The organism is Salegentibacter salarius (assembly GCF_900168265.1).
Lineage (GTDB): Bacteria > Bacteroidota > Bacteroidia > Flavobacteriales > Flavobacteriaceae > Salegentibacter > Salegentibacter salarius.
Genome location: NZ_FVZF01000007.1, coordinates 57839 through 83772, shown reverse-complemented (window position 1 = coordinate 83772; position 25934 = coordinate 57839). Strand labels below are relative to the sequence as shown.

The window sequence follows — 25934 nt, the reverse complement described above, 5'->3', positions numbered from 1 at the left end:
AGTCTATTTATTTTCTAATTTAACTCTTAAAATATTCGCGGGTTGTCTTCGGCTTTCATTAGAGATATACAAACGATTCTTTTCATCAAAATCCAGAGCTTCAGGTTGGGGAAAAGTTTCGGTATTTAAAATATGAATTTTAACCTCATTACCTTCCTCATCTAAAATGATCAATTTAGGCTGGTTTCCTTCTAAAACGTATAATTCACCGGTTTTAGGATGAAATCTAATGGCAGAAGGCCTAATTATTCTAGAGGACCTCCCTCCTACTAATTTTCTGTAAACGTCATCACTACCATCTAGAGTGAAATACCTTCCTTTTTTTAAGCTTTTAGTAGAAAGATCAAAAGCATAAATTCCTTTAGTATCTTTTCGATTATTATATTCTTTTACCGCAAATAGTAAACGATTATTTGCTACATCAATTTCCAGGCTTTCTGTTTCATTTATGTCTAATCCGGAAATCTGATAAGTATCAATTTTAGGAGCTTCACTTCTAAAGTTTTTAATCTCATAAATTTTACCATCGCTGCGAAGTACGTAAGCCGTATCTTCTGCCACGGCTATTCCCTCGTAATCGCCAGATCCACCAAACTCAATCCTGGAAGTTATTTTTGATTTCTCTAAATTGAAAATAAAAATTACACCATCTTCATCCTGAATGCAGGCCATTTCACTATTCCCTAAATAACTTAAGCCCGAAATTTCATTAAGTATAGACGGTAATTCCCATTTTTCTTCAATAGTATAGGTTTTATTATCCTCATCAAAAGATATATAACTGTTGTCTTTAAAAGTCCAGTAAATAAGTCCGGCCAGGATAAAGATTGCAGCTATAATCCCAAAAATAATTCTATTCATTTTCATAACTATCCTAAAGTAGATTTCTAAAATAGGTTTATTCTCAAGGTTTGCCAGCATAATTAAATATTATTAACAGGTTGCTTTAAAAATTAGCTTAATAAACTTGCCGGAAATCGCGCCAAAAACCACTTAATTGTTAAAAACAAGTTAATTTAGTACTATTTATAACATAGTACTGTAACAAACAAGATTCAATATAGTCTATTAGATATAACCTTTAAACTTTATGAATTATGAAAACTTTTGAAAACATCAGCAGACCATTCTTTAATCAGGAAAAAAACAGCACTAAAAAAAGCTGGAGCAGAAAAAGACGCTATTTAAAATAATCTCAAAAAATTAGAAACCATGAAAACTTTCGAAACCATCAGCAGACCATTCTTTAACCAGGAAAAAAACAACACCAAGAAAAGCTGGAGCAGCAAAAGACGCTATTTAAAATAATCTGAAAAAAATTAGAAACCATGAAAACTTTACAGACCACCCGTCCATTTTTAAATCAGGTAAAAACCAATAATCGTAGCAACCGGGATATCAAACGTCGCTACTTTAAAACTTAATATTATGAAAATTCATGAATATATAAATCGAAACTTTGCAAGTACTCGGGAAGCCCAATTATATGGCAAGAAACCGAGTAGTAAATTCCAGGAGAACTTTACACGGAACAACTGGTGCTTAAACCATCAACCTATTAGTTAATCTTAAAACAGATCCACTATGAAGTTTTATAAAACTTAGCCGGGACAACTTAATTTGTGACCGGCTTTTTTTATGTCCTTTAAAATTCAATTTCTCTGAAAGTCTGAACTTTAAAAAACTTAAATAATCTTTAAATATATAATCCTATTTGCATGGTATTTGTTTATTTGTAGCAATTAAACCTACTATGCTAAACAAGATTAAAAGAAATCCCAAATTAAAATGGGCTTTAATAGTGCTGGCAAGCCTTTTCACCATCTTCGTATTGTTTTTTGCCAGTATTTATTTTGGAGCCTGGGGCGAACTCCCCTCCTCTACCGAATTAAAAGAACTTAAACAAAACAGGGCTACCGAAGTTTTAGCCAATAACGGTGAACTTATTGGAAAGTTTTACGTTTTCGATAGGCAGCCAATTACCTATAAAGAACTCCCAACCCATTTAATTAATGCACTTGTAGCGACTGAAGATGCCCGGTTTTTTGAACATGATGGAATAGATAATCGAAGTCTTTTAAGAGTGTTTTTTAAATCTATTTTACTTCAGGACGAATCAGCCGGCGGTGGTAGTACCATTAGCCTTCAGTTGGCTAAAAATATCTACGGAAGAAAAGATTACGGCCCGTTAGGCATTGTGGTTAATAAATTCCAGGAAGTAATTATTGCCAAAAGACTGGAAGATGTATACTCAAAAGAAGATATTATCAGGCTTTATTTCAACACGGTTCCTTTTAGTGATAATACCTTTGGAATAGAGAGCGCGTCTATGAAGTTCTTCGGAAAACATACTTCAGAGATCAATCTTGAAGAAGCCGCAGTTTTAGTAGGAACATTAAAAGCTTCCCATTCGTATAACCCCAGAATTTTTCCTGAAAGAAGCCGCTTGCGAAGAGATGTAGTGCTGGAGCAAATGGGAAAATATGGATATTTAACTGAAGCTGAAGTTAAGGAAGCAAAGCAAAGAGAATTAGTACTTAATTATAAGAATTACAGTCATGATAAAGGTTTAGCTCCATATTTTAGAGCACAGGTAAGAAAAGATGTAAGTCAAATCCTGGATACACTTAAAAATAAAGACGGAAAAAAATTCAATATTTATAGAGATGGTTTAAGTGTGCACACTACCCTAAATTATAAAATGCAAACTTTAGCTGAAGAAGCTCTAAAAGAACACCTACAGAACTTACAAAAACAACACGAAGCAGCCTGGGGAAAGGCTGCACCCTGGTTAACCAACCAGCAAATTGTAAAAGATGCCCTTAAAAAAACATCGGCCTGGAAAAGGCTCGAAAAAGAAGGGAAAAACGATAGTCAAATAATGGCAGAACTTAATAAGACAAAGCCTACCGAATTATTTGATTACGATAAAGTTGAGACAAAAAATGTAAGTACCAAAGACAGTGTTGCTCACTATTTGAAATTCCTAAATGCCGGGATGCTGGCCGTAACACCACAAACCGGCGCAGTACAAGCCTGGGTTGGGGGGATAGATTTTGAATATTTTCAGTACGACCATGTTTCGCAAAGTAAACGCCAGGTTGGTTCTACTTTTAAACCATTTGTTTATACGGCCGCCCTGGAAAATGGCATTGAACCCTGTCAATACTTTTCCGCCAGGGAAGTGACTTATGCCAATGGCTGGACGCCTTCAAATTCAGGTAGTAATGAGGATGATCCTCATATGAATTACAACTTAAAAGAGGCCTTAAGTAAATCTATGAATACCATTGCGGTAAAAGTACTCATGGAAACCGGGATTGAAAATGTGGTAAACCAGGCTAAAGCCATGGGAATTGATTCAGAGCTACCGCAGGTACCGTCAATCGCTTTGGGAACAGCTTCCTTAAGTTTAACCGAACTAACCGAAGCCTATACTCCTTTTGTAAATGAAGGAAAAACTAGTAGCGCGTTTTATATCACAAAAATCGAGGATGGCGAAGGAAATATTTTAGCCGAATTCAAACCTGAAATTTCAGAAGATCGTTCTATTTCTGAGACCAACAGGAAGATCATGATAGAAATGATGAACGCCACGGTAAACGAAGGTACGGCTACCAGGCTACGAACAACTTATGGTTTAAGAAATGATATCGCCGGAAAAACCGGGACAACCCAAAATAATAAAGATGGTTGGTTTGTAGGTATTACTCCTAACCTATTGGCCGTAACCTGGGTTGGGTCTGACGATCATAGAATTGGTTTTAGAAATACCTATGTTGGGCAGGGAGCAAATTCAGCGCTACCGGTTTTCGCAAAACTCATGCAAAAAATGAATAGCGATCCAGCTTTTAATGAAATAACCCAGGTGAGATTTTCACCGGTTTCTTCAGAAATTAAAGAAATGATGGATTGTGATCCTGAAAAGAGAGATGGCTTCTTTAAACGCTTATTTGGTGGCGGAGATAAAGATGAACCCAAAAAGCAAAAGAAAGAGGAAAAAAAGAAAAAGAAAGGTTTCTTTAAACGTTTATTTGGCGGAAAAGACAAAAATTAAAAGAGACTGTTTGAAAAGTCTAACTTTCGTCAAGCTGAACTTGTTTCAGCTTCTAACAAGTTTTAATTATCTAAAACCTTAGATTCTGAAACAAGTTCAGAATGACGATTTACTAAATTTTTCAAACAGTCTCAATACTTATCTCAGCCAGTGTGGCTTTTGAGATATTTTAAGCAGGAATACTATCCTTTTCTTCTCTCTTCCAGAAACGGTGTTTTCCTATGGCTTTCACAAATTCTGACGATTTACCTTCACCTACAATTACACCATCTTCTTCAAGGTTTTTCTTATCCAGATCTTTCCAGAAATAGGTTTCTTCCAGTAAACCATTTTCCTGTGCAACTGCAATTGGCTTGCAATGTTTATAGCCTTCATTCAGGAAATGAATAGCCTTTGGAATCTTCTTCAAGGCTTTATGCGCTTTCTCACCAGAAGGTACATAAAAGGCATCAAAAACAACCGAAGCTGTGGTTCTAAAAGCAGCATCTACTTTTAAAGATTTTCCGCCTGCGGTTTTTACTTCGGTAGAATTTGGACCCACAATATTTACCATAGCACCTTCCTTCTCCAAAGCTTTCTTCATATCGTTTACCGAGTTATCATCTACTCCATCGGCGCATAAAAAAGCTACCTGGCGGGTTGCAATATTTCCGAAGCCATTATGCATCATACTTAATGCAGGATCTTTTTCTATAGAAGGATTACTCTTAGTTGGTTCATAACGTTCCGGATCATAATCTGCGGGCACTCCGTGATTTAATTGTTCTTTCTTCTTAGGCACTTTAATTCCCAGGTTGGAAGCTACTTCTTTTGCTAAATCTTTATTTACCTCATTCAATAGGCCCAGCATCCTTTCCTGCACCTCGGTTTCGCCCACTTTTCCTAATTCGAAGCTGAAAGCATTTATAATATGTTGTTGCTCAACTTCGGTCTGACTATTATAAAATAAAGTTGCCTGGCTAAAATGATCTTTAAAGCTTTCACTGCGTTCTCTTACCTTTTTTGCATCTATTTTTTCAGGATAACTATCAAAACCTCCTTCGGCTATTTTTGCCTGGAAAGGACAGCCGCCTCGTAATGAATTTGGCTGATAGCTGGTTTGACCTTTATTAATTTCCTGTCTCATATGCCCGTCGCGCTGGTTATTATGCATCGGCGCGATTGGACGGTTAATTGGAATTTCGTGAAAGTTTGGTCCGCCAAGTCGTTTTAATTGTGTATCCGTATAAGAGAATAATCTCCCCTGTAATAGTGGGTCGTTGCTAAAATCTATTCCCGGAACAATATGGCCCGGGTGAAAAGCAACCTGTTCCGTTTCCGCAAAGAAATTATCGGGGTTTCGGTTTAATACCATTTTCCCTATTTTCTTAACCGGCACTAATTCTTCAGGGACTAATTTTGTTGCGTCCAGAATGTCAAAATCATATTTATGTTCATCTTCTTCAGGAATTAATTGTACGCCAAGCTCCCACTCTGGAAATTGCCCACTTTCTATAGCATCCCAAAGATCTCTTCTATGGAAATCTGAATCGTTACCCGAAATCTTTTGTGCTTCGTCCCAGGTCACCCCGTGTGTTCCCAGCAGTGGTTTCCAATGAAATTTTACAAAGGTTCCCTTTCCATCTTTATTCACAAATCTAAAAGTATGCACCCCGAATCCTTCCATCATTCTTAAACTCCTTGGAATAGCTCTATCTGACATTGCCCACATGATCATATGCGCAGACTCCGGCATTAGAGAAATAAAATCCCAAAAGGTATCGTGTGCTGAGGCAGCCTGCGGAATCTCGTTATGTGGTTCTGGCTTTACTGCGTGAATAAGATCTGGAAATTTTATAGCATCCTGTATAAAAAATACTGGAATATTATTCCCAACTAAATCGTAGTTTCCTTCTTCAGTATAAAATTTAACCGAAAAGCCGCGAACATCCCTGGCTAAATCTGTAGAACCTCTAAATCCTGCCACAGTAGAAAAGCGGGTAAAAACCGGTGTTTTTTTAGAAGGATCCTGTAAGAAGCCTGCCTTGGTATATTTTTCCATAGATTCATAGACCTGGAAGTAACCATGAGCAGCAGAACCTCTAGCGTGTACTATTCTTTCCGGAATTCTTTCATGGTCAAAATGCGTAATTTTTTCTCGAAGAATAAAATCTTCTAACAAGGAAGCGCCACGGTCTCCTGCTTTAAGTGAATTTTGATCGTCGTTAATTTTTACTCCCTGGTTAGTGGTTAGAAACTGATCTTTGCTAATTTCCCGGTTTCTTTCCAAATCCTTAAGCTTCTCATTTTCTGAAGCTTTTTTGCTACCTTCATTTTTCATAATCATTTATTTATTGGTTATTCTAAAATTGATAAATAAATGCCGGTTTAAAAATTTAGGGCTGTTAAATAATTCCTATAATTAAAGCAATTTGATTAACAGAATATTAGAGAAAGGCACTTCTGTTACGAAAAACAGTTATCCCATGAAAATCTACGGTGAGTACACATAAAAAAACCGGTGAATTTTACAATTGCACCGGTTAAATAATTTTGGGGAGATTATTCTTAGAATTCCTTATTGATAGCCATTCTTAATTTTCGGGAATAATCTTCTTCTAGCCAATCGCGATAATTCTTGGTACTTTTACTAATGCAATAAGAGTATTGTTTAATTCTTGAAGAAATATCGTCTTTAAGTTCTTTTGCCAGGATACGAGCATCAAAAACATCTTCAGAATTCTCCACGCACATTTTTACGTGTTGATCCATAGACCATTCTAAAACTGCTTTAGATCTTAATCCTTTTTTGATCACTTTATCATAAGCTTTTTCCACATCAAAATCTACATCTTCGGTATTAGAAAATTGTTCTCTAATTTCCGGAGGCATCACGTATTTAAATTCCCGCTCTATTTCTTCATCACTCAATAGGTTTTCAAAATAGAAATCTGGAGCTCTAAAGATTTGCTTCCAATCTACCGGTGCACTCCATTCTCCAAATCGAGCCAGGTTATTACCCAGATCTATCACGTTAAATTCAGATTTTCCGGGGAGAACCCTTGAGCCACGTCCAATCATTTGAAAATAAAGGGTTAGTGATTTTGTTGCCCTGTTTAATACAATGGTTTCTACCGTAGGTTCATCAAAACCGGTGGTAAGAATACTTACCGAAGTTACAATGGCATCTGGCGTATGCTTAAACCATTTCAGGATATCTTTTCTATCCTGTTTACTGGTAGTATTATCTAAATGCCGAATAGGTAAACCGGCATTTCTAAAGGTTTCATAAACTTCTATAGAAGTATTAATACCGTTATTGAATATTAGTGTTTTCTTCCCCCGAGAACGCTCGTAATAGGCGCTTAGCAGTTTTTCCTGCATGGAAATATTGGAATATAATTCTTCAGAAGATTTTACGGTATAATCTCCATTCATTCCAACTTTTAAACTGGTAAGACCTACATTATAACTATATGTATTTGCCCTGGCCAAAAAGCCTTTTTCAATAAGCGAACCTATGGAATCACCAACGATTAATTCGCGGTAATTATCTTTCATAGGCAACTTGATATTAGAACTAAGCGGCGTAGCTGTTACGCCAAGAATAAAGCACTTTTCAAAGAATTTAAATAATTTTCTAAATGAATTATAATGGGCCTCATCTATAATAACTAACCCAATATCCTTAATTTCCAGTTTCTCGTCGTGTAACCGATTATTAAGGGTCTCTACCATGGCCACAAAGCACATATAGTCTTCCTGGTCTGGTAATTCTTTTACCTTAGAGTTTATAATTTTATTGCGCACTCCAAAACCATCTAACATATTAGAGGTTTGCTTACACAACTCTATCCTGTGGGTAAGGATAAGTACTTTCTTTTGAGTTCGCTGAATATATTCCCGCACCATTTGCGAAAATATAACCGTTTTACCTCCACCCGTAGGCAATTGGTAAAGCAGGTTATAATGCTCAGGATGCTCATCTATCACATTAAAGATTTTGTCTATATCTTTTTGCTGATAGTCATAAAGTTCCTTATCAACTTTTTTGTCTTCTATTCCAAAGGTTTCCACCGCCATAATTTTTGTTCAAAACTGCAAGTTTGCAAAAATAGCTGATTTCTTAGGTTTAAAGAAATATTTAGGATAGAAATACGAATAAGCACCTCAAAAATGATTAAATTTAAGTTTCATTTTCACTCCCTTCGGTAGGTCCCATTTTTTTCAAACTGCGTGATTATGAAGCTGAAAGGAGGAGCAAACGGAATTGGTTATAATACCATAAGCAATAATATTCTTTTTAAGGATTTTGATGAAAGTATCCTGGCGGAAATTGCTTCAAACTTTGTTGAAGAGAAATGGCCGGCGCGCACTTGTAGCAACTGCTACCAGTTAAGACACAAATTTCATATTATAATTTCGGGACGTTTAAAGGTATTCCAAACCGATAAAGATACCGGCCGCGAATTCACGCTATTCTTATTAATTCAAAATCAATTTTTTGATGTAATATCTTTAGTTGATAACTGCAACCATAAGAGCTATTACGAATCTCTGGAGGAAGTAAAAATGCTTTCTACTCCTACCATTACCATGCGCAAGTGGTTAAAAATGTATCCTAAGCTTAATGAGAGATTACTTACCTACGTAAGTCAGCAACTTTTAAGCTTAGAAGATTATGCTGTTAATCATACTTTTTTCGATATTCCAGCCCGGCTTGCGAAGCTTATTTTAAAAAACCTTAATCATAAATCACAGAAATTAGAGTATATCAATGACCTCTCTAATGAAGAAATTGCGAATTTAATAGGATCTACCCGGGCAGTCGTAAACAGGCATTTTCAGGATTTCAAAAAGGAAGGAATTCTAAAAATAGGTAGAAAAGAAGTAGAAGTTATCAACCTTCCACTATTGCTCAAAAAGGCAACCAATCAATAATTAAATAAATAAGTTAAAAATCGTTAAACTCTGGTTTAATGCTACTTAAGTAGTTTTGCCTCGAGTAATGCTAGATTATCTTTGGTATTCAATTATTTATTAATCTTTAAATGAAACTATTATGAAAAAGCTAATCTTAAGCTTATTATGTTTTACCATTGCGGGGATGGTTTATGCACAAGGTGTAATTAAGCTAGACGAATTAAAGATGGAATATGATCCTACATCTTTAGAAATTGATGAGTCTTCAAATTCCCTAACATTTAATGTTAGTGAAGACTATATAGGGCAATTTCACGCAAACCCTTTGAAATATGCAAAACAAAACTTCAGTATTGAAGATTTTATTGAAGCCAACCAGGGCAAAGATTATAATAAATACACCGTGACCTTTGTCACCAATAAGGGGACTTTAAGGGTGAATTATAATGAAGATGGAGAAATTACTTCCAGTAGTCAGCGCTTTATAGATGTTAATCTTCCTAATAAATCTATTGTAAAAGTTTTAAAAGCTAATGAAGGATATAGAATTGTAGGCACCAAACATTTAGCCTATTCAAAATCTGGATGGACTGTGGATAAGGAATTTTACAAAGTAAAACTTGAAAATGGAAAAAATAAGAAAAATGTAAAAATGAATATTAGCAGAAACGCCTCAGGTGTGGCTGTTGCTACTTTAGAATAAAACTGGGTTTTTATTTTACTCCGGAAGTTGATAAACACAACTCCCGGAGTATTTTTTTAGTCAAAAATATTAGATGATAAATAACGGTCTCCACGGTCGCAAACTATACTTACCACAATACCTTCATCCAATTCGTTACATAATCTAACAGCGGCGGCAGTTGCGCCTCCACTGCTCATTCCAGCAAATATGCCTTCTTCTGTTGCAAGCTTCTTGGTCATTATCACAGCTTCATCTTCGCTTACTTCCATAATACGATCTACCTTTTTTGGCGTAAATATTTTAGGTAAATAAGCTTCCGGCCATTTTCTAATTCCTGGAATTCGAGAATTATCGGTTGGTTGCACCCCTACAATTTGAATTTCTTTATTCTTTTCCTTCAAAAACGTAGAAGTACCCATAATGGTCCCCGTTGTTCCCATGGAAGAAACGAAGTGAGTTACTTTATGCCTGGTATCGTTCCAAATCTCCGGGCCGGTAGTATTATAATGCGCCTGCCAGTTATCGTTATTACTAAACTGATTGATCATAAAATAATCGCCACTAGCCATTTTTTCTTCAGCATAATCACGGGCACCTTCAATGCCTCCTTCGGCATCGGTAAGTGTAACTTTAGCGCCATAGGCACGCATAGTTTGAACGCGCTCTATTGTGGAATTTTCAGGCATTACCAATTCAATATCAAGCTTAAAAATTCTGGCTACCATAGCCAGGGCTATTCCTGTATTTCCGCTGGTAGCTTCAATAAGCTTGGTTTCTTGAGTGATATCTCCCCTATCTAAAGCGCTTTTAATCATATTATAAGCTGCGCGGTCCTTTACGCTTCCGCCGGGGTTTTGGCCTTCCAGTTTAAAATAAAGCTGAACCTTTGGGTTATCAACTAAAGTTTGCGCTTTTACTAAAGGTGTATTTCCTATGAGATCTAATATCGAATCGTTCATTACTTACTCGTATTTTTTATATTGATTTGAGGAGTGTGGGAAACCATAGAGTTTTTTGGCACAGAAGCCGTTAACCACACATTTCCTCCAATGATACTATTGGCTCCTATAGTTGTTTCCCCACCTAGAATAGTGGCGTTAGCGTAGATTGTCACATTTTTTTCTATGGTAGGATGCCTTTTAATATTTTTTAAGTTGCGATCTACGTAAAGTGCTCCAAGTGTAACTCCCTGGTAGATCTTTACATTATCCTCTATAACTGCAGTTTCCCCAATAACTACTCCTGTAGCATGATCTATAAAAAATGGAGTGCCAATTTGCGCCCCGGGATTAATATCGGTTCCGGTAAGACCGTGGGCACACTCTGCCATTAGACGCGGCACAAGTGGAAGCCCAAATTTATAAAACTCGTGGCTAAAACGATAAATAGCAATGGCGAAAAATCCCGGGTAGGAAAGAATAACCTCTTCTATAGAATTTGCCGCAGGATCGTTTTGTGAGATCGCTTCAGCATCTTTATTGAGTTTTTTTAAGATTCCGGGTAACATATCTAGATAATCCTGCCAAATATCTCTACAGGGCGTCTCTGGCTTCCAGCAAACCAAATCTGCCAGTTCTTCAAAGTCTTTTCCTAATTTCTTAATATTTTCCTCTACCGGTGTCTCTTCATCAAACAACGTGTAAAAAAGATTATTGGTAAAAGCTTCGGTTTTATCTTTTATACTGAATTTTAAATTCGGTAGGTTTTTCTGTGCTTTTATCTTCTCTATAACTTCACTCTGACTCATTTAAAACTGCAATTTTAGAATGATATTCCTTGTTTTATTTCAAATGTAAACAATAGCAAATCAAATTGCATTTAATTTATTATAAATGCTTTCAATAAGCTTATATGATTTCTATTAGCTTATCATTTTTTAGAAATTTAAAGCCAAGTTAACATTTTCACAATTAACTAAAAACCAGTTCATTATAGTCATACCTTTATAAGATTAATCAATTAATTTTAAATAAAATGGCACAGCCAGGAAAACACAAAATGGAAGATGCAAAGAAGGAGCCTAAAAAACAGGCAGCACCTAAAAAGCAACCAGCCAAACACGAAAAATCCAAAAAATAAATTGGATTAATTTTTAAATGAAAAAATTCCAGGCCACCTCAAAAGGGTGGCTTTTATATTTTAAAGAATTTACAGCTACTGGCTATTACATTATTTCCCTGTAAGCTTACCTTTGCACCTTTGAAAATTTGAAAAGTACATTTTGAAGGAATATTTTAATTTTTTACGCGGAAATTTTAAGAAAGTCAGTTTTGGATGGTTGCTCACCTTTTTATCAAGTTTTGGCCAAACCTTTCTTGTTTCCCTGTATGTTCCCGAAATTGTTCAAGCCTTTGCCATTACCGAAGGTACCTTTGGTGCCATATATGCCGGTTGTACCGTAGCGGCTTCAATAATTATGTTAAGTGTAGGCCATACCGTAGATCACAAACCGGTAAAAAAAGTTACGGCCTTTACCGTCTTGAGCCTGGGACTATCCAGTATTTTGCTGGGACTTTCCTATCATATAGCGGTACTTTTTGTGGCTTTGATCGGGCTTAGGCTTTGCGGCCAGGGGCTAATGAGTCATATAAGTATGACCATTATCTCTAAGTATTTTGATAAAAACCGCGGAAAAGCGCTTAGTATTTCCTCGCTAGGCTATTCTATGGGAGAAGCTGTGTTCCCAATAATTATTACCTCTATTATCGCCTTTTTTGATTGGCGAATTGCTGCAATTGTTAGTGGTGTTGCACTACTACTATATTTAATAAGATTGAAGTTTACTAATCTACTGGATTTTGACCAGCAACTTTCTACCGAAGGAAAACCATCTACCTGGTCGCTTTTAAAAGATTACAAAGGCGTAGTTTTCGATAAGCGCTTTGGAATTATGATGCCTGCCAGTTTTATTCTGAGTTTCACCAACACGGCTATCTTCTTTTATCAATATGTTTTTGTTGAAGATAAAGGATGGTCACCACAACTCTACGCTACATTTTTCACGGTTTATGCGATTTCGAGATTTTTATTCTCACTACTCGGCGGAACCTGGGTTGATAAATTTAGTGCGAAAAAAATGTTCAGGGTTTATCTTATCCCAATGACATTAGGTTTGATCCCTTTTGCATTAATGGATAGTATTATTGGAGCGCTTCTATTTTTAATCACTGCCGGAATTACCACGGGAATGGCAGGCACGGTTAAAACATCCCTTATTGCCGAAATTTACGGAACCGAAAAAATGGGCGCCATACGAAGTGTCTTTACTATGTTTATGGTAATTAGTACCGCCTTAGGCCCTTTACTGGTTGGTTTTATGATTGATGGTAATTTCGATTTTAGCACTATCATTCTTCTCTTATTTGCTGCGATGCTATTAATTAGCCTAAACTCACAACGAATAAAGAATGTTACAAAAGTCTCAACGCTTTAAACTAAAGGATCCTTTAAGGGTTTTAAAGCCTTCAATTATAATGTGATACCAATAATCGTTAGAGGGAAGAGCGCGACTTTTTAAGGTGCCATTCCAATTAAAAGTTTCCCCTGCGCCCGCTTTTAATAATTTTCCATAGCGATCAAAAATTTTTATTTCTGAAGAAGGAAAATATTCAAGCCCGTTGATGCTGAAAGTATCATTATAACCATCCCCATTGGGGGTTATGAATTTTGGAATCACGATATGCGGAAATTCCCTGGTTACCGTATTACAGGCAGAAAGATCACGCATGTAAATCGTATAAATTCCACCGGGAACAGCTGTGAATATATTGGAAGTTTGATAAGAACTCCCATCTAAAGAATATTCAAAATCCCCTTCGTTAGCCGGGGTTACAATAATATTCCGCAAATCGGAATTTACGCTTTCTATCGCCGCAATATCTACCTGCTTAACTTCAAAATTCTTCGTGGTAGAACAACCTTCGGCAGTGGTAAGAATCACACTATAATTCCCGGGTGTATCTATTTCAATTTTTTCTGTAGTCTCGCCGGTAGACCATTCATAAGTAAGTCTGGATAAACCGGCATCGAGAATAAGATTTCCACCATCACAAAGCTGTAAAACTTCATCATCTACCTGAGGACTTTCATTTATAGTAAAAATTATAGCTATACGTGAACTGGGTTCACAATCAAAACCTTCATTGATAGCTTCAACATAATATATTCCTGGTGTTTCCGGCAAGTAGGAATCGGTATTTTCGGCAATAAGGTTGTTATTTTCATCATACCAATTTGCGGTTTCATTTTTTTCAACTTGCACATTTAATTCAGGAATTTCATCTTCGCTACAAATACTAACATTGCCATCACTTTCCGGTGGTTCAGGAGTTTCTAGAATATTCACGGTAAAGATCTCTGAAACAGAACTGCATAAATTAGTGTTTAAATTCACAGGATCTTCAGCAACTTTTACCCTAAAATATCGAGTTGAATTTAAAGCTGAAGTATTGTAAACTTCATCATTTTCACCTGGTATATCGCTCCAGTTTTCATTATCAATACTTTCCTGCCATTGGTAAGCATGAGAATTGTATACCGAAAAATCTGGTGTAGCTTCAAGGTTAAGACTTACCGGAGCGTCTTCGGCACAAACGTCTAATCTGTTATTCCTATTTTCTGAAGTCACGGTAGTAAGATCTCCGCAAGACCTAAAGATTATATCATCTATGGCCAGGTCATTTCCGCAGCCTCCTTCTCCATTATTAAACATTTTAAGAATCACAGCCTCCTGCCCTACTTCGGTTTGAAAAGTAAGCGCATATTGCTCCCATTCGGGAGAATTTAGTGAGGGAATATTCCCTGTGTTTCCTTCTTTTAATAAATTGGAATCGGTTTCGTCCCAGATCTCAAACCGAACATTTATAGGAATTCCTCCATTTTCGCAAACCATACTGGACCTATCGTAAACATTCATTAAAAAAGCTGAAAACTCATAAGTGGTATGCTCGCAAAGTCCGGAAATCTCGGTTCGGTAAAAACGGCCGGAATTAAATGAAGCATTTACAATTAATGCGTTACGGTTGGAAACCGTGCTGGGTGGTAAACTGGAATGCCAGGAAGTAATAAAATTTCCAATTTGATTGGATACCGTATACTCTCCATCCTGCGGATCCTGGTTTACATAGATATAATTGGTAGTGCCTGGAGGAAGTTCTGAAGAAGCTTCAAAATCTTCGTGAAAGATGGGATCGCCCTTACTACCTTCACAAAAACCTAGCTGGGCATAAGCGTTAGTGCAAAATATAAGTAAAAAGAAAAGCAGGAAAAATCTCATTCCTTCAAAAGTACACAATTAAGGTGCAGCCTGAAATTGCATTTCAATTTTTTCAAACCGGTAAGCATTAGGCCAATTCTGGCTTTCGGCTTCGGCAGCAATTTTTAGAATTCTAAGCTTGAATTCTGCTAAAATTCCTTCTTTCAGAATAAACTTCACCGCTTCTTCAAAAGATTTGAATATACTTTTACAGAAAGCTTCTTTTAAATTGCTTTTTTCTTCGGCAAAAGTTTGGGCAATTTCAATATTAAAAAGCATTAGATCTGCAGTTAAATGCGGTTCTACACCAAGTTGCTTAAAATGTTTGATTTCCTTTTGCGCAATAGATCTTCGGGCTTTTGGTTTGCGCCGGGTTTCAGGAAAATATTCTTTAGAAATCTTTAGTTTAGACTTCCGCATCAATTCTTCTTCCCTTGGATTAAACACAAAATCGTAAAAAACTTTTACCGGCTTAAAGCGCTCATAAAGGTCTACGATTTGTTCCTCTAATTGTTCTTTGTCTAAATCCTGGAGATATTTTTTTAACTGGCGTTTACTCATTTAGCTGAATTTTGTTTTAGCTATGGTTTTTTGAAGATTTTCTGAAATTTCTAATAACCATTGTACCTGGCTGCTTACCAATTGTGCTTCCTGCAATCTTAATTGTACGTCTTTTTGATCATTTTCGGGCTCTTCTTTTAATTGATTTTCCCTTTCTGCAAGTAGCTTTTTATAGGTTTTAAGCAAAGCTGAAGCCGCCTTTTCTGTTCGGGCAGGATCAAGGTCTTTTAACTCCTTAGTTTCCTCAAGGCCTTTTTTAGCATTTTCAAGATTTGTACAAATATGAGAAACAAAAATCTCGAAATTTTTGGAAGCAGCAGTAGTTTTATGGTTTTGAATAAAAGTTCCCAAAGATGCCAAAGCAGAAAGAAAAGTTTGATTTAAACCCACAATTTTATAAAGTTGACCCAATTCTTTTTGCTTGAATTTTGGTTCCTGCGTCATCCTTTGAAAAGAAGCACTTAAATTTCCCATTTCCAGAAATGCTTTTTTTCTGGAAAGTTTATATGATGTTGGTAAAGCTCCTTTTTCGTGGTAAAAATTATCAATTTCTTCCAGGTATTTTTTATTTGCGCTAATACTTTCTTTAATCACACTTTTAATATGCTGTGATTCCCAGGCCGGCCAAAGAAGAAGATTTCCCAGGGCAGCCAGGCCGGCACCCAAAATGGTATCTATAACCCTAAACTGAATTACATTGAAAACATCAGGTTTTAGAAGCGAGTAAATAAAAATAATACTTAGCGTAATAAACACCGCCGCTGTACGATAATTGCGCTGCAACAAAGAGAAGGCTAGCGTAAGGGAAAACAGCCCAAGAATGCCATAAACTACCTGGTTCTTAATTACAAAAACAATACCCAGGGCGATTACAGCGCCTATTAGTGTTCCTACAATTCTTTGTTTAGAGCGGTCTTTGGTTAGACCGTAATTAGGACGCATAATCACTACGATAGTGAGGATTATCCAATAAGCATTTTCAAATGAAAAATATAATCCGATGCTAAAACCTATTAAAACTACAATGGCCAGTCTTAGGGAATGTTTAAAAATTGGAGAACCAAAATTAAAGTTCTCTACGAGTAGTTTAGGATCATAATCCTGCGGAGTGATAAACTGTGAAACTTCCTTATTTTTTAATAAACCCGGTTCTCGAGTATCTAAATTATGTAAAACCCTTACTATGGTATTGATCTTTTGTCCCTGTTTTTCTAAATAATCGAATAAATTTTGAAGCAAAAATGACTTTTCGGTATTTTCCGAAGAAATAAGCACGCGCACTTCTTTAAAGTTTTCTTCAATCCCTCTTAAATACTCCCGAATTTCTTTGGTGGAAGATTCTTTTTTCTTCTCAATAACTACCGAAATTTCATCCAGCTGAAAAGCGATCCTTTTAATTAGTTTTTTAAAGCGTTCCAGTAATTCCCGGTCTTCCCCCAGGACTTCATCCATTTTTTTATAATCTACAGGATTGGCCATTGCCAACTCTAAAATATCTACCAATTCTATAAAAATCAGCAGTCTTTTACGCGCATAATTGGAATTCCCGGAAGCTCGTCTTGCGGTAATGAGTAAATTCCGCAGACTTTCGTGCTTTTCGTTAAGATCACTTTGTAATAAGAATAGCTCTTTCTGAAGTTTTTCTCTTTCGGCGGTTTCCGTAAGTAAATGCGCCCTTGTTTTTAGGTATTTGGCAGTTAGCTCCAGGCATTCGGCTAAAAGTTGCTCTGTATGGTGTTTCGGATTTATGGAAGTCCAAAGGTTACTTAAGAGCAAATACCACAAACCACCACCTGTAATAAGAAGGCCTCTTTCCCAGGGAAGAATTTCAGTAGAAATATTCGCAAAACTCAATACAATGGCAAATAAACCTGCAAAAGCCACCAGGGAAGCTCTAAAACCATAAACCGCCAAATAGGCAATACCGAACATTAACAGACCTAAAAGTGGTAAAACCAGCCACAGGTACGTCGAAGCATAAGCCATAATTATTGAGACAACTCCTGCAAGTGAAGCCGCTAAAATTACTCCAATATTCCTGTGTCTAAAGCTTCCGGGGATGTCACTGGGCGAACTTAACAAAGCGCCCATTGCCAGGACGGTACCTATCTCAAAATTTCCCAACCAAATAAAAATCCCTACAGGAGAACCTATTGCCACCGTAAGCACCATAGCCTTAGAAAAGTCGGTGCTTCTTAGGTATTTGAGGAATTCCTGCCAGTAATTAGGGATAATATTGGGCAAATCTTATGCTTTAATTTTCGGTAAAGTTACGGTGTATTATAGATTATAAACCAATACTTTAAGAAATGATAACATTTGAAACATAAATTAGATTACTGTGCATCTTGCCACCAACTTATTCTTTTCGGTTTAATCCATTTCTGTTTTTCAGAAGTAATCAGCTTAAAAAATGATTTTAAGTTTAAATTAATAATTGTGAGTTGCAGGGTTCTAATCTTCGCAGTAATTTGAACAGTAAATGAAATGTTGAAACCTGAAAAGAGGATTCAAAAATTAAATAAATCAGATTTAAGATGAATAAGAGCATACTATTAAAAAACCGCCCAAAAGGAAAACCAGCCCTTTCAGATTTTGAAATCACCGAAATTGAAAAACCTTCACCAAAAGATGGAGAAATTCTATTGCAGACGAAATATATTTCGGTAGATCCTTATTTACGCGGAAGAATGCGGGATGAAGAATCTTATATTCCTCCATTTGAATTAAACAAGCCCATAGAATCTATGTTGGTTGCTGAAGTTATTGAAAGCAAAAACAAGGATTTTAAGACCGGAGATGTTGTAAGCGGAATGTTGAAATGGGAACTTTTTCAAACTCACACGGGTGAGAATTTGAATAAGATTGACATCAAACTGGCCAAACCAAGTGCCTACCTGGGCATTTTAGGATTAACCGGACTAACCGCTCATTTAGCGCTAAAACATATTGGAAAACCTGAAAAAGGTGAAACCCTCGTGGTTTCTGGGGCTGCCGGTGCTGTTGGAAGTGTAGCCGGACAAATTGGAAAAATTAAAGGCTGTAGGGTTGTTGGAATTGCCGGAAGTGATGAAAAGATTGATCATATAAAGGAGAAATTCGGCTACGATGAAGGCATCAATTACAAGACCACGGAAAATATGCAAAAAGCGATTGAGAAAAATTGTCCTGATGGTGTAGATGTTTATTTCGATAATGTAGGTGGTGAAACCTTGGACGCAGTTATGATGAATATTAATCGTTTTGCCCGAATTATTAATTGTGGTGCAATTTCTATTTATAATGAAAAGGGAATGCCTACCGGTCCGAGACTTGAAGGAATTATGATTAAAAAAAGTGCGTTAATGCAAGGCTTTTTAGTACGTAATCATTTTGACGAATTTGAAAGTTCAATTAAAGAATTAGCAGGATGGTTAAATGAAGGAAAACTTAAATACGATGAAACTATTGTAAAAGGTTTCGATGAAACACCGCAGGCATTTCTAGATCTTTTTGAAGGAAAAAACACCGGAAAAATGGTGGTTGAAATTTAAGAAAGAACCTCTAAATATTAGACATTAAAAAAGCGTGTTTGAAAAATTCCAAACACGCTTTTTTATTTAATAAGGAAGCTAATCTATTGCTCCTGATCTGTTGGCATAATATATACATCATTAATGTTAGCTCTTTTCGGCTGACTTAATGAATAATAGATTGCTTCAGCAATATCTTCTGCCTGCAATGGAGTTAATTCTTTAAACATTGGCTCCATATCTTTCTTGATCTCATCATCGGTAATAGTATCTGTTAATTCTGTAGATACAAATCCTGGATCTATTGAAGTTACGTTTATTCCGTAATGAGGAGCTAATTCTGCTCTAAGTCCTTCAGTAAACATTTTAACCGCTGCTTTGGTAGCGCAATAAACAGCTCCACCTGGATAATATTTGTGTGCTGCACTAGAAGATATGTTCACTATATTCCCGCTTTTTTGTTCCATCATTGTTGGTAGCACTGCAGAAACACCATTAGTTACTCCTTTTATATTAACATCAATCATCTTATCCCACTCATCGGTATGTAAATTCTTAACGTAAGAAAGTGGCATTAAACCGGCGTTATTTATAATTCCGTCAATCCTTCCAAATTCTTCTAAAGTTGAGGAAACAACCTTTTTAAAATCTTCTTTCTTGGTAACATCAGCAGGAACAACTAAAGCCATTCCGCCATTTTTTACGATCTCATCTTTTAAAGAATTCAATCTATCTTCACGGCGTGCACTTAATACTACATTAGCGCCTTCCTGAGATAATTTTTTAGCGGTAGCTTCTCCAATTCCACTAGAAGCTCCAGTTATAATTATAGTTTTTCCTTTAATACTCATATCTAATTTTTTTGGTTTTACTCAAAAGTTAGCGCAGAGTATAGTAACCACCCAGCAATTTTAGATTTTTAGTATGGGTTTAACGGCATAGCCTAACATGCATCAATATTAGATTATAAAAGCTCTTAAAAAATTGGGAAATTTAGTCCTTTAGATATTCGGTGATTTCTTTTATTGTAGCCCGGGCACTTCGGCCAACGCCAATTAAAGTAGCAGAAGCATAGCCTGTCCAGCCGCCATAACCTACCAACCAAAGTCCGTTAGTATTTTTAGCTCTGGTACCTTCGGTTTTAATTTTACCCTTAGCATCTGGATCCACTATATTATTTAAATGATCTGTAGCATAATGAAAGCCGGTACACCATATTATAAGGTCAAAATTTTCTTTAGTTCCATGTTCCCAAATTACGCCATTCTCAGTAAACTCGGTGAAACTCCCTTTGGTTTTAAGCACTCCCCTTTCCCTGGCTTCCTTCACTGTGGGCACCATCACAATATTTCCAAGATTATAGGCTGCGGGATCGAATTTCTTCCCTTCCTTTTCGGCTTTATATTTAGCCGTAGCTACATTAAAAAGTACTCTGCCATCTACATCGTCGGGTAAATACTCGGGGTCTTTTAAAGTGGCCCAACTGGTATCCGCTATTTTAGAAACTTCAGCTAGAATTTGTGCACCGGAGTTACCTTCCCCAACAATAAGCACATTCTTATTCTCAAGATCATTTGTATTGTTATATTGAGCCGAATGAATTTGTTTTCCGCGGAAAATATCTATTCCTTTTATCTTCGGAATAAAAGGCGCCTTCCAGGTTCCGGTTGCTGAAATCACTGTTTTTGCTGAAAAATCTCCTACTGAAGTTTTAAGCTTAAAAACACCTGATTCTTTTTCTACATCTTCAACTTGAACCGGGCGCTTAACAGGAAAATCATAACGTCCTTCGTACTTGCACAAATAATTAATTACGTGATCTTTGGGTGGAAACCCATCTTCGTTCTTAGGCATTAGCCAACCTGGAAGTGAAGACTGATCTGCTGGAGAAAAAAGCCGTAGAGAATCCCAGGTTTTTTGCCAGGCACCACCGCACTCTTCCTGCTCATCAAGTATTAAATATTTCAGTTTTGTTCGTCTTAAATAATAGCCACAGGCGAGTCCGCTTTGGCCACCTCCAATTATTATTACGTCGTAAACTTCAGCCATTATGCTAATTTTTCTTTAGGATAATATTTCTGTTTCAACCAAAACGCAACACTTACCAAACCAATTAAAACCGGAACTTCAACCAGTGGCCCAATAACCCCGGCAAAAGCCTGCCCGCTATCAATTCCGAAGACAGCAATCGCTACCGCTATGGCAAGTTCAAAATTATTCCCGGTTGCAGTAAATGAAATGGAAGCATTCTGCTTATATCCTGCACCGAAATATTTAGAGACAAAAAAGCTTATAAAAAACATTAAAATAAAATAAACTACCAGCGGAACAGCAATTAAAACAATATCTATCGGGATTTCCACGATGGTTTCACCTTTTAGGCTAAACATCACTAAAATTGTAAATAAAAGTGCAATAAGGGTTAGCGGTGAAATTGCCGGAAGAAACTTTTCTTTATACCAGGCCTCTCCTTTTGCTTTTACCAGCAAAAACCGACTTAAATAGCCTGCCAGGAATGGAATACCGAGATAAATAGCAACGCTTTTAGCAATTGTACCAATGGAAATATCTACAATAGCGCTTTCAAATCCAAAATATGGCGGTAAAACGGTGATAAAAATCCAGGCATAAAAACTATAAAAAAACACCTGGAAAATACTGTTTAAAGCAACCAAACCAGCTCCATATTCGCTGCTGCCCTCGGCGAGGTCGTTCCATACTAAAACCATAGCGATACAACGGGCAAGGCCAATTAAAATAAGACCAACCATATATTCGGGGTGATCCTGAAGAAAAATTATAGCCAGGAAAAACATTAACAAGGGACCTATAATCCAGTTTAGTAATAAGGATACGCCAAGAATTTTTACATTTTTAAAAATCTTAGGTAAATATTTATAATTCACTTTAGCTAAGGGCGGATACATCATTAAAATTAAACCCACGGCAATGGGGATATTTGTTGATCCAACGCTATAAGAATCTATAATACCGGCACTTTGTGGCATATAATAGCCAATAGCTACCCCAATAAACATCGCCAGGAAAATCCATAGGGTTAGAAATTTATCAAGAAAACCCATTTTTTTTCGAGCCATAACTAGATATAATTTTTATTTAGTAAACTACTTCGGAGTAAGCTCACGAAGCATTATTATTGAAAAATATAATTTGATTTCGAGGCAAGCCTCGCAGAATTCAATCTCGCTTATCAAGTAAAAAGATTTGAAATTTTGCAGAAGAATAATTCTGCTCAGTTCTGTTGCGCTTTTAGCGAATTAGCAACACTCATCTTTGTTTGGAATATGAGTATCAAGAAAACTATGAAAAAGCTGTTTTACGGCTGCCCACTTTTCAGTATTAATACAATAGCAAACCCGTGTTCCTTCAATATCACCTTTTATTAAGCCAATATTCTTTAATTCTTTTAAATGTTGTGAAATTGTAGGTTGCGCCAACCCAACTTCCTGAACCAAATCGCCGCAAATGCAGGATTTTGATTTTATAATTTCCTGTAGAATGGCAATTCTTGCAGGGTGACCCAAAACTTTAGCGATTCCCGCAAGTTCATTTTGAGATGGAGTGAATATTTCAGATTTTGTAAGACCCATTTTTCAAATTGTTTATTGCAATATTACGATAAAAGGGAAGATAAAAAAAGAGGCTGTCTGGAAAGTTCTTAAAATTGTCATCCTGAATTTATTTCAGGATATAAAATGTTTATAGTTAAAACAAATTAGAAGCTGAACCAAGTTCAGCTTGACGAAAATTATACTTTTCAAACAGCCTCAATTTATGTTATTTAAAAAATTATTTCTGAGGTGGTTGCGATGGTCTTACCTCTATTTTACTTGGTAGTGTACGCTTATTCATTTTTAAAAGATCTACCACTAATTCACCGATATCTTCCGGTTGAATTTTCCAGGCATCTTCTGCATTTGGAGTATGATCGTTAAAATGAGTGGCCACAGAACCCGGCATAATAGTACTCACATTAATTCCTTTTTGTCTAAGATCTAACATCACCGCCTGGGTAAATCCTGTTAAGCCAAATTTACTGGCGTTATAAGCAGCTCCACCGGCAAAAAAGTTAGTTCCAGCAAGACTGGAAATAGTAATAAGGTATCCTTTAGATTTTTCTAACGCGGCTAAACTCGATTTAACGCTATAAAATACTCCAGTTAAATTGGTATCTATCGTTTCCTGCCATTTTTCTGGAGATAATTCGTCTATAGATCCAAAATGCCCAATTCCGGCATTTGCCACCATTACATCAAGTTGTCCAAATTTATCTACTGCAGCTTTTACTGCTTTTTCCTGACTTTCGTAATTTCTCACATCGGCTTCAAGACCTAAGGCATCAGTTGCGCTTAATTCTTTGGCGGCTTTTTCAGCAGCTTCTTTAGATCTGCTTGTAATGGCCACCTTCATTCCCAAATCTAATAGCGATTGGGCCACGCCGTAACCAATTCCTTTACTTCCACCGGTTATAAATGCAACTTTTCCTTTTAATGAACTCATAGTATTTCTTATTTTTTTGATTGAGTTAAAGCTACTAAACAATGCAATTTTGCTGAAATCTTTAGAACTAAGATATTGTTAATTTTAATCGATCTTCCCAGTGCGGGTTTATCGCTCAATATTTTTCGGTTTAAATAATCCTTATTACAATGCTCAAGCTTATTACCTAATTGATGTGCACTTAATTTCTTTGTTAAAATGTTTTATAAAACCACGAAAGCAGTACATTTGCAAAAAATAGTATAACCTGATTAACTTATTTTCTCTTGAATAATATTAAAGCCCAAAAATTACTCAATAAGATTCAGCGTGATTTAATGCGCAACGGAATTATTACCAACACTTTGGTAAACGACCTGAAAGAATTAAGACCCCTTGTAGTAGAAGAAGGGCAGCCTTTATTGGCTAAAGTAATCAGGTTAACCTATGAACACGTAGATGCTTACGATTCTTTTAACATCGCCATCCCCGGGGATGATCCGGTAGAAGAAGGAGAAGAAGCACCGGTACAGGAGGAAACAACCGGGCAGGAAAGCCTGGATTATTTACTTTCTCTTATGGCCGACCCTTCCAACCGTGTAAATGAAATTGAATTGCGTGAATACGTAAACGCATTCAATGAATATGCTGAAGAAAATTAGATCGTAACTTTTAAAAGTATTGCGGCCTGATATTTGAATGATATCGGCATAAAATCTTATTGAAATACCTCGATAAAAAATAATTTTTGGGGTAATCCCATAAGACGTTAAGTTGAGATAATTAAACGATTCGGCATAAATGTCGGGGCATTTATATCTCACTTAGTAAGTAAACCACTTCGGAGCAAGCTCACGAAGCACTATTATTGAAAAATATAATTTGATTTCGAGGTAAGCCTCGGAGCGTTCAATCTCGATTATCGAGTAAATTGCTAAAGGAGAATTTGATGAAGAAAGATGCGAAATCTAAAAAGAAGTCGCGCATACGCTTGCTACACCAGTATTATAGTTATACCGGTTTTTATAGTTTTGTCTGGAAAAGCGTTAAGAAGGCAATTTTACCTATCGTTCTATTTGTAGCTGCACTTTGGGCTATAGATAGATATGTTCTTGACATAGAACAAATGCTGGTTACCGTTACCGAAACTTATTCTCCATTAGGTATTATTAGTGTTTTCTTTGCTTCAGAATCTTTACTTGGATTAATTCCACCAGAATTATTCATCGCCTGGTCTGGTAAATCTGCCAGTCCTATTTTATACCTTTCTTTATTAGCCCTTGCATCCTATTTAGGCGGAGTCATATCTTACTTTATTGGAAGATGGATGACCAAAATTCCTGCGGTACACGAAGCTATTGAAGTGAAAATGGCGCAACATATTAAAAACACCCGAAAATGGGGTGGATTCTTAATTATTGTAGGAGCTTTATTACCTATTCCTTTCGCAATGACGAGTATTGCTGCAGGTATTATTAAATTTCAATTCCCCAGTTATTTAATGTTTGGGCTATTGCGTTTTGTGCGTTTTTACCTCTATGCATTGGTAATTTTTGAAATGGTTTAAAGTTTAAACTTTTCCCAAGTTTTCTTCTGTCTGAGATCAAAATCCTAATTTTAAGAAACTAACCTTAAAATTTAATTTTTGATATGGATTCTAAATTGAAAAAAATGGCTCGTGTTGGCTATGTCGCAAAAGCCACCGTATACGGGATTACGGGAATACTTACCTTTATGGCCGCTTTTAATATGGGCGGGCAAAAATCAAGTAAATTACAGATAATTGAATTTTTGGAAAAGCAACCTTTTGGTAATGCTTTACTTATTTTAATTGGACTTGGCTTGTTATGCTATGCAGCCTGGAGATTTATTCAGTCTTTAAGTGACCCTGAAAATATTGGAGATGATAAAAAAGGTAAAGGTAAACGAGTAGCATATTTTATAAGTGCTGTTATTTATTTAGGTTTATCTGTTTATGCTTTTATGACGCTGATAAACGCCGGTTCTTCTAGCGGAAGTTCTGGAGGCGGACTCACGGGAACGCTTGGGGTGGTAGTTTTTGCAGTAATTGGCGCCGGACTGGCCATAGCCGGTATCTTTCAATTTAAAAAAGCGAAAACCAAAGAGTTTTTACAAGATTTTGGCTATGATTCTATTAGCGATGAAAAGAAAAGAAAAACCATTAAAAACACCGGTTATCTGGGCTTAATTGCTCGCGGAATTATTTTTGGTGTACTAGCTTATATTTTTATAAGAGGAGCCTTAGCCTCAAACACTTCAAACATGAAAGGTACTACTGATGCATTTTCGTTTTTACAGGAATCACAGTATGGCTCGTGGCTAATGGGGGTAGTAGCTGCCGGTTTTGTATGCTATAGTATTTATGTTTTTATGCTTGCCAGATATAGAAAATTCAAAGCATGATGTTTTGTTAAACCCCTACCAAGAACTCGTTAAAACTAA

Annotated in this window: 21 protein-coding genes; 8 read left to right on the top strand and 13 right to left on the bottom strand. The window is 36.4% G+C overall.

The genetic code is table 11. From position 1 onward, the window contains the following. Positions 1-3: 3 nt before the first annotated feature. On the bottom strand, positions 4-921 hold the full coding sequence (locus B5440_RS05910) for an SdiA-regulated domain-containing protein (RefSeq protein WP_079711084.1): 918 nt from the start codon (positions 919-921) through the stop codon (positions 4-6). Positions 922-1753: 832 nt separating this feature from the next. Between B5440_RS05910 and B5440_RS05905 the strand changes: the two genes are divergently transcribed. Beyond that, positions 1754-4057 (top strand): transglycosylase domain-containing protein, encoded by a 2304-nt coding sequence (locus tag B5440_RS05905; protein WP_070055273.1) that lies wholly within the window; start codon positions 1754-1756, stop codon positions 4055-4057. Positions 4058-4226: 169 nt separating this feature from the next. On the opposite strand, the gene katE is transcribed toward B5440_RS05905, so the two are convergent. Beyond that, a complete protein-coding gene (gene katE, locus B5440_RS05900) occupies positions 4227-6377 on the bottom strand; it encodes a catalase HPII (RefSeq protein ID WP_070055337.1) in 2151 nt (716 codons plus the stop codon). Between the two features lie 227 nt (positions 6378-6604). Further along, a complete protein-coding gene (locus B5440_RS05895) occupies positions 6605-8119 on the bottom strand; it encodes a DEAD/DEAH box helicase (protein WP_070055274.1) in 1515 nt (504 codons plus the stop codon). A 159-nt stretch (positions 8120-8278) separates the two neighbouring features. On the opposite strand from B5440_RS05895, the gene B5440_RS05890 reads away from it, so the two are divergent. Continuing rightward, on the top strand, positions 8279-8977 hold the full coding sequence (locus tag B5440_RS05890) for a Crp/Fnr family transcriptional regulator (protein WP_079711083.1): 699 nt from the start codon (positions 8279-8281) through the stop codon (positions 8975-8977). 121 nt (positions 8978-9098) lie between these two features. Next, entirely contained in the window at positions 9099-9662 is a 564-nt protein-coding gene (locus B5440_RS05885) for a hypothetical protein (RefSeq protein ID WP_070055275.1), read from the top strand. 56 nt (positions 9663-9718) lie between these two features. On the opposite strand, the gene cysM is transcribed toward B5440_RS05885, so the two are convergent. Continuing rightward, positions 9719-10603, bottom strand: coding sequence for a cysteine synthase CysM (gene cysM, locus B5440_RS05880; protein WP_070055276.1), 885 nt, complete (start codon positions 10601-10603; stop codon positions 9719-9721). After that, a complete protein-coding gene (gene epsC / locus B5440_RS05875; protein ID WP_070055277.1) occupies positions 10603-11391 on the bottom strand; it encodes a serine O-acetyltransferase EpsC in 789 nt (262 codons plus the stop codon). The genes cysM and epsC overlap by 1 nt, the downstream gene beginning before the upstream one ends. Positions 11392-11865: 474 nt before the next feature. Here epsC and B5440_RS05870 point away from each other — a divergent pair, with 474 nt between their 5' ends. Further along, positions 11866-13077, top strand: coding sequence for an MFS transporter (locus tag B5440_RS05870; protein WP_070055278.1), 1212 nt, complete (start codon positions 11866-11868; stop codon positions 13075-13077). On the opposite strand, the gene B5440_RS05865 is transcribed toward B5440_RS05870, so the two are convergent. From B5440_RS05865 to B5440_RS05855, 3 genes are read right to left on the bottom strand one after another with little or no spacing between them, the layout of a single operon-like run. Next, complete coding sequence (locus tag B5440_RS05865) at positions 13066-14919, bottom strand: T9SS type B sorting domain-containing protein (protein ID WP_070055339.1); 1854 nt, start codon at positions 14917-14919, stop codon at positions 13066-13068. The genes B5440_RS05870 and B5440_RS05865 overlap by 12 nt on opposite strands. 18 nt (positions 14920-14937) lie before the next feature. Continuing rightward, a complete protein-coding gene (locus tag B5440_RS05860) occupies positions 14938-15459 on the bottom strand; it encodes a DUF6155 family protein (protein ID WP_070055279.1) in 522 nt (173 codons plus the stop codon). Beyond that, positions 15460-17703, bottom strand: coding sequence for an FUSC family protein (locus B5440_RS05855; RefSeq protein ID WP_232756046.1), 2244 nt, complete (start codon positions 17701-17703; stop codon positions 15460-15462). It abuts the gene before it with no gap. A 293-nt stretch (positions 17704-17996) separates the two neighbouring features. On the opposite strand from B5440_RS05855, the gene B5440_RS05850 reads away from it, so the two are divergent. Next, positions 17997-18992 (top strand): NADP-dependent oxidoreductase, encoded by a 996-nt coding sequence (locus tag B5440_RS05850; protein ID WP_070055280.1) that lies wholly within the window; start codon positions 17997-17999, stop codon positions 18990-18992. An 83-nt stretch (positions 18993-19075) separates the two neighbouring features. Here B5440_RS05850 and B5440_RS05845 read toward each other — a convergent pair whose 3' ends face one another. From B5440_RS05845 to B5440_RS05825, 5 genes are all read right to left on the bottom strand, one after another. Next, positions 19076-19822, bottom strand: a complete 747-nt coding sequence (locus B5440_RS05845; protein WP_070055281.1) for an SDR family oxidoreductase — start codon at positions 19820-19822, stop codon at positions 19076-19078. A gap of 142 nt (positions 19823-19964) precedes the next feature. Then, complete coding sequence (locus B5440_RS05840; protein WP_070055282.1) at positions 19965-21020, bottom strand: ArsO family NAD(P)H-dependent flavin-containing monooxygenase; 1056 nt, start codon at positions 21018-21020, stop codon at positions 19965-19967. After that, positions 21020-22069 (bottom strand): ACR3 family arsenite efflux transporter, encoded by a 1050-nt coding sequence (gene arsB / locus B5440_RS05835; protein WP_070055283.1) that lies wholly within the window; start codon positions 22067-22069, stop codon positions 21020-21022. The genes B5440_RS05840 and arsB overlap by 1 nt, the downstream gene beginning before the upstream one ends. A gap of 180 nt (positions 22070-22249) precedes the next feature. Then, positions 22250-22582, bottom strand: coding sequence for an ArsR/SmtB family transcription factor (locus B5440_RS05830; RefSeq protein WP_070055284.1), 333 nt, complete (start codon positions 22580-22582; stop codon positions 22250-22252). A gap of 199 nt (positions 22583-22781) precedes the next feature. After that, positions 22782-23492: an SDR family oxidoreductase gene (locus tag B5440_RS05825; protein ID WP_070055285.1), complete on the bottom strand. Its 711-nt coding sequence runs from the start codon at positions 23490-23492 to the stop codon at positions 22782-22784. A gap of 266 nt (positions 23493-23758) precedes the next feature. Between B5440_RS05825 and B5440_RS05820 the strand changes: the two genes are divergently transcribed. From B5440_RS05820 to B5440_RS05810, 3 genes are all read left to right on the top strand, one after another. Next, positions 23759-24133 carry a hypothetical protein gene (locus B5440_RS05820; protein ID WP_070055286.1) on the top strand — a complete coding sequence of 125 codons (375 nt, stop codon included), beginning with the start codon at positions 23759-23761 and terminating at the stop codon, positions 24131-24133. Between the two features lie 287 nt (positions 24134-24420). Next, positions 24421-25038 carry a YqaA family protein gene (locus B5440_RS05815; RefSeq protein ID WP_070055287.1) on the top strand — a complete coding sequence of 206 codons (618 nt, stop codon included), beginning with the start codon at positions 24421-24423 and terminating at the stop codon, positions 25036-25038. Positions 25039-25121: 83 nt separating this feature from the next. Beyond that, on the top strand, positions 25122-25895 hold the full coding sequence (locus B5440_RS05810) for a DUF1206 domain-containing protein (RefSeq protein WP_070055288.1): 774 nt from the start codon (positions 25122-25124) through the stop codon (positions 25893-25895). Positions 25896-25934 lie beyond the last annotated feature (39 nt).

Coding starts and splice junctions, on each gene's coding strand:
- B5440_RS05845 (WP_070055281.1), bottom strand. CDS start 19,822: ATGAGTATTAAAGGAAAAACTATAATTATAACTGGAGCTTCTAGTGGA.
- B5440_RS05830 (WP_070055284.1), bottom strand. CDS start 22,582: ATGGGTCTTACAAAATCTGAAATATTCACTCCATCTCAAAATGAACTT.
- B5440_RS05885 (WP_070055275.1), top strand. CDS start 9,099: ATGAAAAAGCTAATCTTAAGCTTATTATGTTTTACCATTGCGGGGATG.
- B5440_RS05825 (WP_070055285.1), bottom strand. CDS start 23,492: ATGAGTTCATTAAAAGGAAAAGTTGCATTTATAACCGGTGGAAGTAAA.
- B5440_RS05890 (WP_079711083.1), top strand. CDS start 8,279: ATGAAGCTGAAAGGAGGAGCAAACGGAATTGGTTATAATACCATAAGC.
- B5440_RS05905 (WP_070055273.1), top strand. CDS start 1,754: ATGCTAAACAAGATTAAAAGAAATCCCAAATTAAAATGGGCTTTAATA.
- B5440_RS05865 (WP_070055339.1), bottom strand. CDS start 14,919: ATGAGATTTTTCCTGCTTTTCTTTTTACTTATATTTTGCACTAACGCT.
- arsB (WP_070055283.1), bottom strand. CDS start 22,069: ATGGCTCGAAAAAAAATGGGTTTTCTTGATAAATTTCTAACCCTATGG.
- B5440_RS05840 (WP_070055282.1), bottom strand. CDS start 21,020: ATGGCTGAAGTTTACGACGTAATAATAATTGGAGGTGGCCAAAGCGGA.
- B5440_RS05860 (WP_070055279.1), bottom strand. CDS start 15,459: ATGAGTAAACGCCAGTTAAAAAAATATCTCCAGGATTTAGACAAAGAA.
- B5440_RS05815 (WP_070055287.1), top strand. CDS start 24,421: ATGAAGAAAGATGCGAAATCTAAAAAGAAGTCGCGCATACGCTTGCTA.
- B5440_RS05895 (WP_070055274.1), bottom strand. CDS start 8,119: ATGGCGGTGGAAACCTTTGGAATAGAAGACAAAAAAGTTGATAAGGAA.
- cysM (WP_070055276.1), bottom strand. CDS start 10,603: ATGAACGATTCGATATTAGATCTCATAGGAAATACACCTTTAGTAAAA.
- B5440_RS05810 (WP_070055288.1), top strand. CDS start 25,122: ATGGATTCTAAATTGAAAAAAATGGCTCGTGTTGGCTATGTCGCAAAA.
- epsC (WP_070055277.1), bottom strand. CDS start 11,391: ATGAGTCAGAGTGAAGTTATAGAGAAGATAAAAGCACAGAAAAACCTA.
- B5440_RS05850 (WP_070055280.1), top strand. CDS start 17,997: ATGAATAAGAGCATACTATTAAAAAACCGCCCAAAAGGAAAACCAGCC.
- katE (WP_070055337.1), bottom strand. CDS start 6,377: ATGAAAAATGAAGGTAGCAAAAAAGCTTCAGAAAATGAGAAGCTTAAG.
- B5440_RS05910 (WP_079711084.1), bottom strand. CDS start 921: ATGCTGGCAAACCTTGAGAATAAACCTATTTTAGAAATCTACTTTAGG.